Source organism: Sporomusa malonica (assembly GCF_900176355.1).
GTDB lineage: Bacteria > Bacillota > Negativicutes > Sporomusales > Sporomusaceae > Sporomusa > Sporomusa malonica.
In genome coordinates, this window is record NZ_FWXI01000001.1 from 69,504 (window position 1) to 83,338 (window position 13,835).

Consider the following 13,835-nt stretch of genomic DNA (forward strand, 5'->3'; position numbering starts at 1 on the left):
AGTGCAAGATGACAAAACGTATATTCATAAACTGGTCAATGGTCCTTGGCATTAAGACGAATTTATCCACATTGCTCCGTATAAAACAGTTCAGGAGGAAGAATTCGGGATTGGCGTCAAGTAAATTAAATATCATGGGAGGGCTTGAAATGCCGGTAAACAAGGAAGAATTACTCAAAAAGTTATCAGAGGCTGTTGTGGACATGAATGAGGATGAGGCTGTAAGTTTGGCACAGGAAATTGTGTCAGCGCAAATTGATGCCTATGAAGCTGTTGAGAAAGGGCTGTCTGATGGCATGGACCGGGCAGGAAAACTATTCGAAGAAGAAGAGTATTTTATTCCTGAGCTGCTGCTGTGCTCTGATGCCATGTACGCTGGGCTGGATGTGTTAAAAGGGCATATCAAAGTTGCCGAACAAGGGGAAAAACGCAAAGTAGTCATTGGGGTTGTAGAAGGTGACACCCATGATATTGGTAAGAACCTGGTGAAGATTATGCTGGAGACTTCCGGATTTGACGTTTACGATTTGGGTAGAGATATTGCACCATTAGCCTTTGTTGAAAAGGCTAACGAAGTGAAGGCTGATATTATTGCCCTAGCTACCCTAATGACCACCACGATGGATGGGATGGCCGAGGTTGTGCGAATTTTGCAGGAACAAGACATCAAAGACCGCTACAAGGTGATTATTGGCGGCGGACCGATTTCGCAGAGCTTTGCCGATAAAATCGGCGCTAATGGCTATGCCGTTAATGCTGCAGATGCTGTAAGGATTTCTAAGCGGCTTCTAGGAGCAGCAGGGTAGAAAGAATAGAAGAATTATTGATGGATGGAGGTTCAATATGAGTGTAGTACAAATTAAGGAACACAACTAACCTCATCCGAAATAACGGCGCAGGCTTTATATTATCAACAGGCTGCGCGTTTCCACCGATGGCAATTTACTGAGTAGAAGCTATATCAAGCCGGAGTTGTCACTGGGCACTCCGGCTTGATATAGCTTTTTAGTAGGGGATGCAGGAAATTGATAGTTAGCAGCTAAATGAGTATATATCGATAGTAATTAAGTCGGTTAGTTTTGTAGGTAGTACTGTTTGGTGGAACAATAAGGCGGTGATGTTTTGGGTACAGCAAATCAGAGATCAACGCTAAAGTCAGACAGTGAGGTTATTCCGCTGTGGCGGCTATTCCTCATTTATATAGTCATTGGCTCGACTGGTTTTGGGCCGACGCTTGCCGCTGAAACCAAGAAACGATTAGTACAGAAAGAGCAATGGATTAAAGAAGAAGATTTTGTTAACGGACTATCATTGGCGCAGCTTTTGCCTGGTGCAATTTTTGTCAATCTTACTGTATATGTTGGTTATAAACTAAGAGGGATTAGCGGTGCACTGACAGCCTTCTTGGCGTTTTTACTCGTGCCATTCGCTACCGTGCTGATTTTATCACATGTCTATTTTACATATCAGACCATTGAAGTAGTAAGCATTTTATTTAAAGGAGTCGCCGTTGTTATCGTGGGAGTCATTGCGCACGCTGTTATTGAAGTGGGGCGTTCTACTGTTGTTGATATGGCGGCAGGTATTATTGCTTTAGTCTCTGCGGGATTGATGCTCTTCTCGGGAAGTCCTTTTACTGTATTGCTGATAGCGGCCTTAGCCGGCATTCTGGCTTATTATCGCTCACTTCAGAGGCAAACAGAGGTATTATTGGAAGCCCGTAGCACGGCACCAAAAAATGATTGCTTTTTGGCTGTTCGCGTTTGGCGGTTTATTGCGCTTGGCACAATAGCTGCAATCGCTTTGTACGCGGCACCAGTTCAGCCTATACTGATGCAGCTTGGCTGGGTTTTCTTTCGGATGGGAGCTGTTTTATTTGGTGGTGGATTATCGATGATCCCGTTTATTCAGCAGGAAGTAGTCTCCCATTATGGCTGGATGACACTTGAGGAATTTGCTGTCGGTATCGCCCTCAGCCAGATGACGCCTGGCCCTGTCTTAATTATTGCTACATTTGTCGGGTATAAAGTTGCGGCTATCAGCGGGGCAATTGCTGCGACTATGGGTATTTTTCTTCCTTCATTATTTTTGGTTATGGGGACTGCCCAAATACACCAAAAAATTAGAAATACCACTTGGGTTCAGGCCGCTCTCAAAGGCATTGCAGCCTCATTTACCGGTATGATGGCTGTTTTGGTTGTTGGTTTGGCCCGGCATTCACTGACAGATATACCTTCGTTTATTGTGGCAATGATGGCTTTCCTGGCAATGCGGTTTGGCAAGTTAGATATCATTGTGACAATTGTCAGCGGAACCATAGTGTACTGGTTGCTGGCATTGATGGGGATTGTAATGTAGACGCTATTATAAATACACTATATAAATGACTATATAATACTACGAAAAAAAGATGGCCTCTCCCAGCAGTTTTCTGGGATTGAGGCCATTTAGCACCTTTATTGGTGTAAATTCCGAATGTAACTACGTATTGGACAGGATCCCGATATATTAATTGATATAATAATGCCCATATAAGCAGCTAGAAATATCTAACTTCTAAGTCAATGCCACAAACGCCCACTTGCTTACTTTACAAATGGATTTGAAAAAACGAGAACAATCGCAATAACGGCAGCGATAATCGGAATTGATTCGATTAACCCTACCGAAATTAACATGGATACAAGAATTGAATTTTTCGCTTCAGGCTGACGGGCAATACTTTCGACAGCTTTTGCCGTTACTTGCCCGTCACCGGTCGCAGCGCCAAATGCTGCTAAGCCAACTACAATCGCAGCGGCCAGTACTGAAGCAGCAATGATGATAGCTTGTTCCAATGTACTTTCCTCCTTTCCTGCCAAGCATAATTTAATAGTCTCAAAGTCTGGAATAACTAACCTCAAGCGAGGTTGTTTCAATTTACCTCCAAATAAAATGGAAGGGTAAAATTATGAATTGATGGGCCGGCGTTTAATCATGATGGTCTTGTAAAGCACCTGCCAGATAAGACATGGACAGCATTGTAAAAATTAGCGCCTGAATGATGCCAACAAATACACTGAAGGCTAACCACAAAGTCGGCACAACATAGGGAACTAAAATACCCAAAATAACGATTAATATTTCGCCAGCCAGGATGTTGCCAAAAAGACGAAACGATAAGGTAACCGGTTTAGCCAATTCCTCAACTACAGTGATAGGAAAGAACAATACATGCGGTTGGAAGAAATGCTTTATATAGGGCACGATTCCCTTGGTATGAATACTTAGGCCGTGTACCAGCACAAGAACCGCCAATGCTAAGCCAAGTGTTGTATTAATATCATTCGTCGGTGATGTAAAACCAGGAACTAAACCCAACCAATTCGATACAAGCAAAAATAGAAATAAGGTCATAATAAATGGAGCAAATATTTTACCCTTTGGCCCCATAGTAGCTTCGATCTGCGTGAGCAACTCTTCGATTACCATCTCTACGAAATTTTGCCAGCCCCGTGGTACAATTTCTTTTCCTCTTCGCGCTATTACTGCACCCACAATAATAATTGCCATGGTAAGCCAAGTCATATATAGAGTATCTAGATGAAATATCATCCCAGCAAAATTTACCAGCTTATGCCCCCCGATTTCCTCTCCACCATGCCCCAAGGTTTATGCCCTCCCGTCTTCTTATGGTTCTTCTTAGCTTCTAATATTTGTTGTCCAATTAAGAACGACGCATTTAAAAACAAGATGGTAGGCGTCGTAAAAAAGCCTACGACAAAAGCAGAATAGCCACCATCTAAGTGACGACCCAGAAAAATAAGTATAATGATCAGTAAGCTAAACCTCGCCATCCAGCCCCAGCGTAAATCGGCCGGCGCCGTTTTCTTCGGCGAATTAGTCAGCCTCTCAATCTGATAGTACAGGTGGAAAAAGTACATAACTCCTGCAATAATTCCCAAAATTAGTCCTGGAATCAGGGTAATGCCGCCATAATTATAAGCCATCCCGCAAAGTAATAAGCTGCTGAAACCAATATGTGATAAAATAACCATTATTCTAAATTCATGGTTTTTCATCTTAGCTGGCTAATACGCCATCCCTCCCTAAAATTGCATTCTGATTTTCCACTGACACCAAGCTACTTATTTACCTATAAAACGAGAATATATAAGTATTTGTTATATAATATTGCAAGTTTCGTACCAACCCGAAAAGCCTGCTACTTCGGACAAGCCTTACTACTAACTGTTGCAAAACGCAGCAAAGAGCCTGTTGCATTTTGCAATGCAACAGGCTCTTTAACAAAGCTTATGAAGTTTACGCCACAAAGTAGTGCGGTTAATTCCTAATCGGTTTGCTGTCTTGGTATAGTTGAATCCTTCCTCAGCCAGAATTTTGGTGATAGTATGATGTTCCAGGTTAGACAAAATATTTGTATCCATCGTTTCTGCTTCATCATGCATCACATCATGGTCATGAAATAATGCTTGTCGGATGCAACTTTCTCCAATCATATTTCCGGTAGCCAGCAGAACTGCTCTTTCTATACTATTTGCAAATTCCCGGACATTACCGGGCCAGCGATGTTTTTTAAGTATTTTTTGTATTCCGGCGCTAATAGTCACATCTTTCTTATGCTGTTTGTTAAATTTTTTTATAAAATATTCAGCCAGAGCCGGTATATCAGAAGTCCTTTCTCTAAGCGGAGGAACATGCACGCGAAGAATGTTTAGACGATAATATAGGTCTTGTCGAAATTGTTTATTTGCAACGAGTTCATCTAAGTTCTGATTAGTCGCCGCGATATACCTTACATCAATAGGTATTACCCGGTCGCCGCCTAGCCGCATTACCTCTTTCTCTTGCAGTACCCTGAGTAGCCTGGATTGTAATATTAAATGCATCTCGCTGATTTCGTCCAGAAACACCGTTCCATTATGGGCAAGTTCAAGCAATCCCGGTTTACCGCCTTTACGAGCTCCGGTAAATGCCCCTTCCTCATAACCAAACAACTCGCTCTCTAGTAAATTATCTGGTAATGCAGCACAGTTGATGGCGACAAAAGGGCCATTCTTGCGTTTGCTCAAATTATGAATGCTCTGAGCAAACATTTCTTTTCCAGTTCCTGATTCTCCGGTAATCAGTATTGTCGAATCGGTTGCTCCATATAGGCGGGCTCGTTCTTTGGTTATCGTTAGCGCTGCCGATGTACCAATAATTTCGTCGATAGATACTTTCGCGGTCAGGCCTTTGGCATAAAGCTTTTGGCGTATATCTTGTTCATAACGCTGCAACTGCGTGATATCTTGGAAATTTGCAACCGCTCCCACCACTTCATTCCCAATCTTAATGGGAATACGTTTGGTAGCAATAACCTTACTGCCAATATACTGGATGTCGCCAATTTCCGATATTCCGTGGGCGATAACTTGCGGTAGTCGGGTATTGGGTATAATCGCGGTCACCGGTTGCGCGATTGCCTGAGCTGCAGGCATTTGAAATATTTCTTCTGCCATCGGATTGAATATATTAATGCGATTATTTGAATCAATAGAAATTATACCATCTGTCGAACTTTCAATAATTATTTTCAATAACTGGAATCTCTCTTGCTCGTTGCGGCGTACCCCAACAATTAATTGGGCTTCTTTTATCGCCTGGGAAATACTGTTTTTATCAGACTGAATGAGGATTCCCTGCAAGCCAAGCTGGATTGCTGTTTCCACAGAAATTGAATCGCCAACAATCACACGAATACCCTGGTGCGCGGCGGTGAGAATCTTTTCTTTTGCCTCGCTGTGATTCTCTAGATTAATTACCTGAAGAGGCATCTTACAGAAATTTAGTAGTTTTTCACAGCCGTAAATAACATTGGGAAACCCGGCTATCCCGACTAGACTTTTCTTAGGCTTTACCTTTCCTAAAGCGTTCAGCACATCAAGTACGGTAACCTTAATCTCAACTACTGGTACGTTAATTGCCGCGGCAATTAATTGCGCGGTTCCACCGCAGCTGATTATCATCTCTGCTCCTTTATCTACGGCCTCTTTCGCGGCGATTACTCCAGCTTCAAAACTGCCTGATACGACCATGACACCCTCGGGGCCCGCGCCGGCCCATTCATCCACCATCTCTTGCGCTATTTGATAGATATTCGGCGTAGGCGCAACTAAGACAATTTTTGCATCTTAATACCTCCTCGTTCTGTCGGATACGTAGAAATTGGTACTAATTAAAGTAAAAATGCATACCTATCTCGACAAATTCGAACTATTCGCTCAATAGTATTATACCTGTTTCCCTAAAATCCTCCTAAATTTCCAAATATTTTTTATTTTGGAAATTTATTGTTTTTTTTCAAACCTCCAGGTCAACCATCTTAAGAATTGTTGTACGCCTCGCCTCCACCAATTAAATCCGAAATAATGAGAACCCGCGAATTTTTCGCGGGTTTTTTGTTATTGTTTAACCTCAGTTTTAGCGAGATTATAAATTTTTTGAGTTCCCCATTTGGTAATCAGTCCGATGGCTACGTAGATTGGAAATCCGTAAGCAGGAACCCATTTTAAAGGGACGTAGAGATCCAGCCATATCAGTATGGGCTCACAGATCCAGGTGAATGTACCTGCAGCAATTACTATTACTAGTAAATATTTTTTCCAATCTTTATAAGTTTGATAGATAAGCATGTATGTAACTGGTAGGACTGAAAAATTCACCTCTTCAAATCGCGGGAAGAGTGGAAAAATCTCGACTAAATATGTCCACATGCCGAGTTCGTATCCGATATGATCAAATGTTTCAGAAATAATCATTATCCATGAGCCGAACAGTAGCGTTTCGGGTAAGCGCTTTTTATCAACCATTTTTATAAAAACAATCCAGGGTAGGATTAGTATTGCTAGCAGCAGCCACCATTGCCAGGTAAACAGGTCGAGGTATCGCCATTCATAGATATCAAGACGGGTGATTTCCAAGGTTAATTCAAGGACTCGATTTGCGATTTCCCGATTATCCAAGCAACGATCCACTCCTTAGGATAAATGATTATTTACTATCGTTTCTTTTATCTTTTCCAAAATCCTAATATATATTTTCCAAAATCGCGACAAGCGGCTAGTCGTGTTACAAGGGAAGGGACACCGGGACAGGTTCCTTGTCCCGACAAATAATATACGAAGTTGCAAAAGACTATTGAAACTTCAGATTTGGGGAGTTTAGGGAAAGTGAAATGGTTTATTTAAATATAATTGGGAGGAAGTACCTGCCCCCGCGTCCCACCCTAGCACGCTATATATACTTAATTGGTGCGGCACATGTCTAAGCAAGGCAAACCCCTCCATTCCGGTAAATATCTACAGTTAGATTTTACCATAGTAGAGGGGGTTTGCTGTTTATTTATTGACTTTTTCAGTGGTTTCGGACGGTTCGCGTTGATTCTTTCGTTTGAGTATGAGAGTATGGAAATATGAGTCATCGAGAACTGTCCCTAGCGACTCTGCGGGTATATACAGAATGGTCAAAAGGAATGGTGTTTAGAAGATGAGTGTAGTTGCAGAAGAACTAGATGCACTTTATCACAAGGTTAATTGTGAAGGCGAAGAGGCTATCCGAAATGAGCGAGAAGTTCTAGATCAGTTCTTGGATAATATAGACGCGGATAAGAGATCTGGGTTAACCTTACAAATAGATATACATGGGGCGACTAACGAGTTATATAAAAAGGCTATTAAGAGTATACAAGAAATTGAACCAAATATTTATATTTATCCAGATTCAGATTTGCACGTTACAGTAATTGATTTTATAAGTGCTAATCTTAAGTATGTGAAGGATGATGACCAGAATAATAAAATAATGGAGCTTATCGAAAAAGCCTTGTGCGGTATAACCAAGTTTGATTTGGTGTTCCAAGGATTGATTGTAAGTGATGCCGCAGTTTTGGGGAAAGGCTACTATATACAAGGCCTGAATCAAATCCGAAACAACATACGTAAATTAGCCAGAGAACAAAATATCAATTTAGAGCAGCGTTATCAGCGTACATCCGCTCATTTTACAGGTTTGAGATTTAAGTCACCACTTAGAAATAGAAGTGAGTTCGTAAAAGTGGTTCAAGAATATAATTTCTCAGAGGTTGGGGCATTCAGAGTCAATGAACTCGAGTTGGTCATTCATGATTGGTATAACCGTAGAAAAGCGGTAATCAAAAAATTCATCTTACCCTAATCATAATAGAGACTGTTGTTCATGGGGAAGGGACACCGGGACAGGTTCCTTGTCCCGGCAAATAATATACGAAGTTGCAAAAGACTATTGAAACTTCAGATTTGGGGAGTTTAGGGATAGTGAAATGGTTTATTTAAATAGAATTGGGACGAAGTACCTGTCCCCGCGTCCCTTCCCTTTCTGAACAATTACCGGAGGTTGCACTACTTAGGAGCATCCCCGATATCGGTGATACACTGGCACCTATTATTTTTGGTGAGATCGGTGATGTTGATAGATTTATGAACGCTAAGCAGTTGGTAGCCTTTAGTGGCATTGACCCATCGGTTAGGCAATCGGGTAATTTTGTAGGTACAAAAAACAAGGTAACCAAACGAGGTCGCCATTTTTGCGGCATGCGCTCTATATTGCCGCTACTACGTCTATTCGTAAGGAATCTAAAGGATAACAGGTTAACTCGGTAATTTATGAGTATTTCCAGCGGAAACAAAACCAAGAAACGAGCTTTAGGGGCTGTCATAAATAAGCTGCTGCGCATCATATTCTCGGTATTGAAGAACAAGCAGCCATTCCGATTGATTTCCCCTGATCAGCAAGTCGAAATGTATCGAAAACGCCTGCAAAGGGCAGCTTAGCCAAGAATCGAATGAACATTGTTTGTGCCTTTCTCGATTAACGTTCGCGTTTGAGAAAGGCTTGTTTCCTATGCTCATTTTTACTTTGATCAAAAATTGTATTTAGGGCTTGACTTTAATTAGCTGGTCTTTGACACCACTTGCATATAGCACCAGAAGTTAACAAATGCTCTTTATTTCTCGGCATTATCTTCGTTATTATTAAATGGTTTCAAAGCGGGTTGTAAATTTAATGATCTGGAGGGGTGCATTGTCTCAGACCGAACGAAAATACCTTCTTGCCATATCTGATATGCGTATATTATAACTCCTAGTGCGGAGGTCATAAAAACATCTAGCATAGGGCTAACACTTTGAAATTGAATTACACCTCTATTACCTAGAAAATAATTTTCAAATACTAGAGTATAGAGCAAATTTAATAAAAAATCGGCACCTACGTACAACCAAAATCGCCCATACGTAAATTTAAAAAGCCACATTGTAGCTACTGGTATGGGACCATACAGATATGGGACGTTCTGGAGAGGATAAAGCTTTACTGGATATACCCACCATCCAAACGTAATACCCGCTTCAAGAATCATTGCACTCGTAACCGTGGCAAATAGGCCAACAGGCATGAAGCGCTTGATATCCGCTTTTTTCATGAAAAGAAGAGTGAGCCACGAAAGGATAAATATAGCTGATAGGATCGTTTGGTTGCTCAAGGGAGTAAATCCTCCTTTAAAAAACTTAACTGCTTTATCGTACTGTTTGTGTGTTAGTATATGCTTCACCTAGATTTTTATTAGGAGATGTAAGTGGTCAAGTACTTTGGATAAAAAATGGTCAATAAATTTGGATGTTTTTCGGCAACTAAAGAATAGTGTTACGGTGAGTTAAGCGTTAGCTGTCGCCAACCATATTTAAAATTTCGCTATGGTGTACAAGGCGGTCAAGTATGACAGTTGCAATTACCGGGTCGCCAAGAAACTCTGGCCATTCATCAAACCCCTTGTTTGATGTCACAATCATAGATGTTTTTCATATAGGCTCGAAACAAATTAAAATCTTTAAAGACTGAATTTGAGAATGTTGTTATATTAAGCATTTTGCTTACAGCGCAAGATGCTTTAATAAAAAAATGGCAAATCCTATCGAAATTTATATAGATTTAGCAGGAGTTTAATACTTTAGTAGGAATAATAACAAATAGAGAATGTAAATTTTTGCTTTATGGCTTTGTATAATAAAGATAGATAAAGAGATTTTCACAATAACATCAAATCACCGTGAAAATATAGGAGTGAACGGTCATGAATTTATTTAAAAAAGCACCATGCAATGAAGCTCTTTGTATAATAAAAAATGTTGAGGATCGACTTAAAGGGAAAGTAGCTGATAATCTTCAGGTTGAGTATCCCATTCACAAAACATTGCTGAAAAATTTTGATAAACTATTTGCAAGTGAAGAGAAGATGTCTACAAATTCTAAACACATGTTAAATGTTATATCTTCTTTAAGTGAATTTGATGTCAAAATGACACATTCTTCGTATAAAATGATTGATTTTGCACAAGAAATGTCAGTTTTAAGTGAATCTAATCTTTCTATAGTAGAGGAAATCACTGCAAGTATGAATGATGTGAATCAGACAATAGGTCATACTTCTGCTACGATGACTCAATTATCCAGATCATCGGAAGATTTAATCCAAAAGAATGATGAGAGTATGCTCCAGTTAGATGAACTTAATACATTAAAAGAAAGTGTTGTAAAAGATACAACTACCATGAGTGAACAAATCGAACATTTAGTAGACATGGCTACTAAAGTAAATGAAATAGTCAACGGAGTTCAAGCGATAGCAGAACAGACCAACTTATTAGCACTTAATGCTTCCATTGAGGCTGCTCGGGCAGGTGAATTTGGCAGAGGGTTTGCTGTTGTGGCTGATGAAATTAGAAAATTAGCAGATAGTACTAAAGCAAATTTAGGTGATATGAGGGTTTTTGTAAATAACATACATCAAGCAGCTAATGATGGTAGGCAAAGTATGGCTAGTACGATGAAATCTACTAACAACATGAACGAAAAGCTCGATAGCATTTCTGCCACAATAAAAGGCAATGTATTAATGCTAAGAGATACAGTTAAAGATATTAATACAATATCAAAAGCAATGATAGATATTAACGAAACATCAAAACAAGTAAATCAAGCAATGGATTTATCAGCCCAAGATGCAGAAAAGTTACTCAATATGACACAGATTATACATGAGGATGCTTCCCAAAGTGCTGCAAATGCAAAACACATATCAAAGATTGATGAAGAACTTAGTGATATTGTTCGAGATATGCTCTCGGCTCTGAATGGCGGAATACATGCAATTACGAATGATGATTTAATTAAGAATCTTTTGAAGGCAAAAGAAGCGCATGGTAATTGGATGAAAAACTTGAAAAGAATAGTAGATGAAATGAAGAGTTATCCTATACAGACTAACTCCAAAAGATGCGCATTTGGACACTTTTATCATTCCATTAATATAGAACATCCAGATATAATCAAAGAGTGGATGGCCATTGATGGAGTACATCATGAATTACATAGTATGGGTGAAAAGATAATTAATACAATAAGTACCAAGAACTCAACACAAGCTAACACACTATACCTACAAGCTGAAGAATTATCAAAGAAGATATTTATCCACATAGATAACACTATTAAAGCAATTGAAAAGAATTCTAAATTAGGCATAGAAGTTCTTAATTTATGACGGATCACCTCCACCTATTCGGGTGGAGGTTTTGTCTTGATGGAAAACTGTTGACCTGTCTATAACTTTATACTTTAGAATTTCATCAAAGCCTATTATTGCTAGGAGGAATGTTGATGTTTAAAGGGAAAAGACTTATAAAAAGGCATACTATGCGGATTGGGGCTGCGGTAGATATCGTTTATCCTCTTCTTTGTCCCGAGCGGGAGAAGGAATGGGTTGACGGATGGTCCTATGAAATGATTTATTCCCAATCGGGATTTGCGGAACATGGCTGTGTTTGGAAGACGAATTTTCCGGAAGAAGGGGAAGCGTTCTGGGTTATGGTAAAAAATAATCCACCCTGTGAAGGGACGTATGTCAAATTTGTACCGGGCTTAATGGTTACCGAGTTATCTTTTGTATTGACGAATACACAAAGTAATTGTACTTTGATTGATGCAACATATACCTTTACGGGCTTGACCGAACAGGGCAATCAGCTCATTGATATGACATTACCAACAAGCTGCGAGCAGAAATTAGTTGGACTTGAACGATCTCTTGATGACTATGTTCGGAAGGGTAATTTACTGACAAAAAATCGTTAAGGTGATTTTACATATGTACAGCATTGGGCAAATAGCAAAAAAATTTAAATTATCGCGAAGTACCTTACTCTATTATGAGTCTATCGGATTACTTGCTTCTTCAGGAAGGACAAAGTCCAACTATCGAGAGTATTCGGAGGATGAAGCTCAGCACCTTGAACAGATCTGTGCTTACCGTGAGACCGGGTTGCCGCTTGAAACAATTAAGAAAATATTACTCGGTACGCGGAACACTGCAGCAATGCTTTTGGAAAAGCGCATATATGAACTGAATGATGAAATCAAGGACTTACGTGAGCAACAGAAAGTCGCAATCAGATTACTACTTAACAGCCAGATGCATTATACAACAGAACCTATAGATAGATTGGCATGGGTGCAACTATTTCATGATGCTGGATTTGGCGATTATGATCAGTGGTGTTGGCACCGAGACTTCGAGATGACTAATCCTGATTCACACCAGCTTTTTTTAGAGAAGGTGGGTTTTTCAGCAGATGAAATCACCCGGGTTAGAACTTGGGTTCATGAGGATTATCAGGAAACCACAAAATGAATATAGCTATATTTAGAATTGTTAGCCATCAGAATTACTCTTGACAAGCACTGATTTATGGTTTATATTAAATTCAAAATAATTGCTGTTATTCTAATATTATAAGAAAAGGCAATGACGCCTAAGCTGGTCTTTCAGTCCAGAATGGGCTTTTTTTTGCCGTCGAATGTAGGCGGATTACTAACTTATTTTTCTTCAAAAATAAGTAGTACTTATTACTTATTTGAACAAGGATACAGGAGGGAAATCGTGCCCACTATTGTAAAAGTCGATACAGAAGAGCTTTCTTCCAAAGTACGCAAGGCTTTGCTGAATATGTTACGTGAGGGGCTCTTCGAAAAAACCGGGCGGCTGCCGGCGGAGGAAACACTGGCCCGGGAAATGGGAATTAGCCGCACCGTGCTGAGGGATGTACTGGCCGCGCTGGAGAGTGAAGGCTTCGTTTCCCGTCGAAGAGGTGTTGGCACCATTGTGAATAAACATGTGCTAAAGGTTACTTCCCGAATGGACTTAGAAAAAGAGTTTATGGAAGATTACGCCGATGCCGGCTACACACCGGCCATCAAAGAAGTACGGGTATACCGAACCGAGGCAAATGAAGAAGCGTGCCAGCGTCTGCATCTATCACCAGGGCAGCCACTGCTGGTGGTGGAGCGAATTGTATTGGCAGATGACCGCGAAGCGGTATATTGCATCGACTACATTCCGGCCTCACTCATCGTGGAATCTGATTACCAAGAGGATGAGATGTATGCTCCGATTTTCGAATTCCTAAAAAACCGCTGTAAGACCACCGTTCACATGGGGCTGACAGGCATTGAAGCCTGCCAGACAGATGAGAAGCTGGCAAAAGAACTTGCACTCCCGGAAGGGGTAGCAATATTATATCTGGATCAGGTTGGGTACGATTTTGACCAGAATCCCGTTCTTTGGTCCAAAGAATACTATACACCTGGTATTTTGCACTTTACTGTACTAAGACGAAAAGTCTGGTAACTTAATATCAATAGGAAATCAATGTTGATTCCCGCAAACCGCCATCGGCGATTTTGCGGGAGTTTTATTTTTCATA

At 40.3% G+C, this 13,835-nt stretch carries 16 protein-coding genes; 9 read left to right on the forward strand and 7 right to left on the reverse strand.

Going from position 1 to position 13,835, the window contains the following annotated elements:
- Nucleotides 1–149: 149 nt before the first annotated feature.
- On the forward strand, nucleotides 150–806 hold the full coding sequence (locus tag B9A22_RS00345; RefSeq protein WP_084573908.1) for a corrinoid protein: 657 nt from the start codon (nucleotides 150–152) through the stop codon (nucleotides 804–806).
- 316 nt (nucleotides 807–1,122) lie between these two features.
- Nucleotides 1,123–2,358, forward strand: a complete 1,236-nt coding sequence (gene chrA, locus B9A22_RS00350; RefSeq protein WP_084573608.1) for a chromate efflux transporter — start codon at nucleotides 1,123–1,125, stop codon at nucleotides 2,356–2,358.
- A 227-nt stretch (nucleotides 2,359–2,585) separates the two neighbouring features.
- On the opposite strand, the gene atpE is transcribed toward chrA, so the two are convergent.
- The 5 genes from atpE to B9A22_RS00375 form a co-directional block, all read right to left on the reverse strand.
- Nucleotides 2,586–2,837, reverse strand: a complete 252-nt coding sequence (gene atpE / locus B9A22_RS00355) for a F0F1 ATP synthase subunit C (protein WP_084573609.1) — start codon at nucleotides 2,835–2,837, stop codon at nucleotides 2,586–2,588.
- A 133-nt stretch (nucleotides 2,838–2,970) separates the two neighbouring features.
- Complete coding sequence (gene atpB, locus B9A22_RS00360; RefSeq protein ID WP_371361039.1) at nucleotides 2,971–3,594, reverse strand: F0F1 ATP synthase subunit A; 624 nt, start codon at nucleotides 3,592–3,594, stop codon at nucleotides 2,971–2,973.
- An 11-nt stretch (nucleotides 3,595–3,605) separates the two neighbouring features.
- Nucleotides 3,606–4,061: a hypothetical protein gene (locus tag B9A22_RS00365; protein ID WP_084573611.1), complete on the reverse strand. Its 456-nt coding sequence runs from the start codon at nucleotides 4,059–4,061 to the stop codon at nucleotides 3,606–3,608.
- 222 nt (nucleotides 4,062–4,283) lie between these two features.
- Entirely contained in the window at nucleotides 4,284–6,116 is a 1,833-nt protein-coding gene (locus B9A22_RS00370) for a sigma 54-interacting transcriptional regulator (RefSeq protein ID WP_084573612.1), read from the reverse strand.
- Nucleotides 6,117–6,443: 327 nt separating this feature from the next.
- Nucleotides 6,444–7,004 (reverse strand): CBO0543 family protein, encoded by a 561-nt coding sequence (locus tag B9A22_RS00375; RefSeq protein ID WP_084573613.1) that lies wholly within the window; start codon nucleotides 7,002–7,004, stop codon nucleotides 6,444–6,446.
- A gap of 523 nt (nucleotides 7,005–7,527) precedes the next feature.
- Between B9A22_RS00375 and B9A22_RS00380 the strand changes: the two genes are divergently transcribed.
- The 3 genes from B9A22_RS00380 to B9A22_RS25160 all read left to right on the forward strand — a co-directional run bounded on the left by B9A22_RS00380 (nucleotide 7,528) and on the right by B9A22_RS25160 (nucleotide 8,849).
- Entirely contained in the window at nucleotides 7,528–8,214 is a 687-nt protein-coding gene (locus tag B9A22_RS00380; RefSeq protein ID WP_084573614.1) for a 2'-5' RNA ligase family protein, read from the forward strand.
- Between the two features lie 143 nt (nucleotides 8,215–8,357).
- Nucleotides 8,358–8,678, forward strand: a complete 321-nt coding sequence (locus tag B9A22_RS00385) for a transposase (protein ID WP_176215328.1) — start codon at nucleotides 8,358–8,360, stop codon at nucleotides 8,676–8,678.
- Nucleotides 8,679–8,681: 3 nt separating this feature from the next.
- Complete coding sequence (locus B9A22_RS25160; protein ID WP_176215329.1) at nucleotides 8,682–8,849, forward strand: hypothetical protein; 168 nt, start codon at nucleotides 8,682–8,684, stop codon at nucleotides 8,847–8,849.
- Between the two features lie 173 nt (nucleotides 8,850–9,022).
- On the opposite strand, the gene B9A22_RS00390 is transcribed toward B9A22_RS25160, so the two are convergent.
- A complete protein-coding gene (locus tag B9A22_RS00390; RefSeq protein ID WP_176215330.1) occupies nucleotides 9,023–9,559 on the reverse strand; it encodes a hypothetical protein in 537 nt (178 codons plus the stop codon).
- Between the two features lie 178 nt (nucleotides 9,560–9,737).
- Nucleotides 9,738–9,866 carry an ATP-binding protein gene (locus B9A22_RS00395; protein ID WP_084573616.1) on the reverse strand — a complete coding sequence of 43 codons (129 nt, stop codon included), beginning with the start codon at nucleotides 9,864–9,866 and terminating at the stop codon, nucleotides 9,738–9,740.
- 281 nt (nucleotides 9,867–10,147) lie between these two features.
- Between B9A22_RS00395 and B9A22_RS00400 the strand changes: the two genes are divergently transcribed.
- The 4 genes from B9A22_RS00400 (at nucleotide 10,148) to B9A22_RS00415 (ending at nucleotide 13,759) form a co-directional block, all read left to right on the forward strand.
- Complete coding sequence (locus tag B9A22_RS00400; RefSeq protein WP_084573617.1) at nucleotides 10,148–11,617, forward strand: methyl-accepting chemotaxis protein; 1,470 nt, start codon at nucleotides 10,148–10,150, stop codon at nucleotides 11,615–11,617.
- Between the two features lie 116 nt (nucleotides 11,618–11,733).
- Nucleotides 11,734–12,207: a hypothetical protein gene (locus B9A22_RS00405; protein WP_084573618.1), complete on the forward strand. Its 474-nt coding sequence runs from the start codon at nucleotides 11,734–11,736 to the stop codon at nucleotides 12,205–12,207.
- Between the two features lie 13 nt (nucleotides 12,208–12,220).
- Nucleotides 12,221–12,763, forward strand: coding sequence for a MerR family transcriptional regulator (locus B9A22_RS00410; RefSeq protein WP_084573619.1), 543 nt, complete (start codon nucleotides 12,221–12,223; stop codon nucleotides 12,761–12,763).
- A gap of 249 nt (nucleotides 12,764–13,012) precedes the next feature.
- Nucleotides 13,013–13,759 (forward strand): GntR family transcriptional regulator, encoded by a 747-nt coding sequence (locus B9A22_RS00415; RefSeq protein ID WP_176215331.1) that lies wholly within the window; start codon nucleotides 13,013–13,015, stop codon nucleotides 13,757–13,759.
- The last annotated feature ends 76 nt before the right edge of the window (nucleotides 13,760–13,835 follow it).

Coding starts and splice junctions, on each gene's coding strand:
- B9A22_RS00345 (WP_084573908.1), top strand. CDS start 150: ATGCCGGTAAACAAGGAAGAATTACTCAAAAAGTTATCAGAGGCTGTT.
- atpB (WP_371361039.1), bottom strand. CDS start 3,594: ATGATATTTCATCTAGATACTCTATATATGACTTGGCTTACCATGGCA.
- B9A22_RS00365 (WP_084573611.1), bottom strand. CDS start 4,061: ATGAAAAACCATGAATTTAGAATAATGGTTATTTTATCACATATTGGT.
- B9A22_RS00370 (WP_084573612.1), bottom strand. CDS start 6,116: ATGGTGGATGAATGGGCCGGCGCGGGCCCCGAGGGTGTCATGGTCGTA.
- B9A22_RS00380 (WP_084573614.1), top strand. CDS start 7,528: ATGAGTGTAGTTGCAGAAGAACTAGATGCACTTTATCACAAGGTTAAT.
- B9A22_RS25160 (WP_176215329.1), top strand. CDS start 8,682: ATGAGTATTTCCAGCGGAAACAAAACCAAGAAACGAGCTTTAGGGGCT.
- B9A22_RS00395 (WP_084573616.1), bottom strand. CDS start 9,866: ATGATTGTGACATCAAACAAGGGGTTTGATGAATGGCCAGAGTTTCTT.
- B9A22_RS00400 (WP_084573617.1), top strand. CDS start 10,148: ATGAATTTATTTAAAAAAGCACCATGCAATGAAGCTCTTTGTATAATA.
- B9A22_RS00405 (WP_084573618.1), top strand. CDS start 11,734: ATGTTTAAAGGGAAAAGACTTATAAAAAGGCATACTATGCGGATTGGG.
- B9A22_RS00410 (WP_084573619.1), top strand. CDS start 12,221: ATGTACAGCATTGGGCAAATAGCAAAAAAATTTAAATTATCGCGAAGT.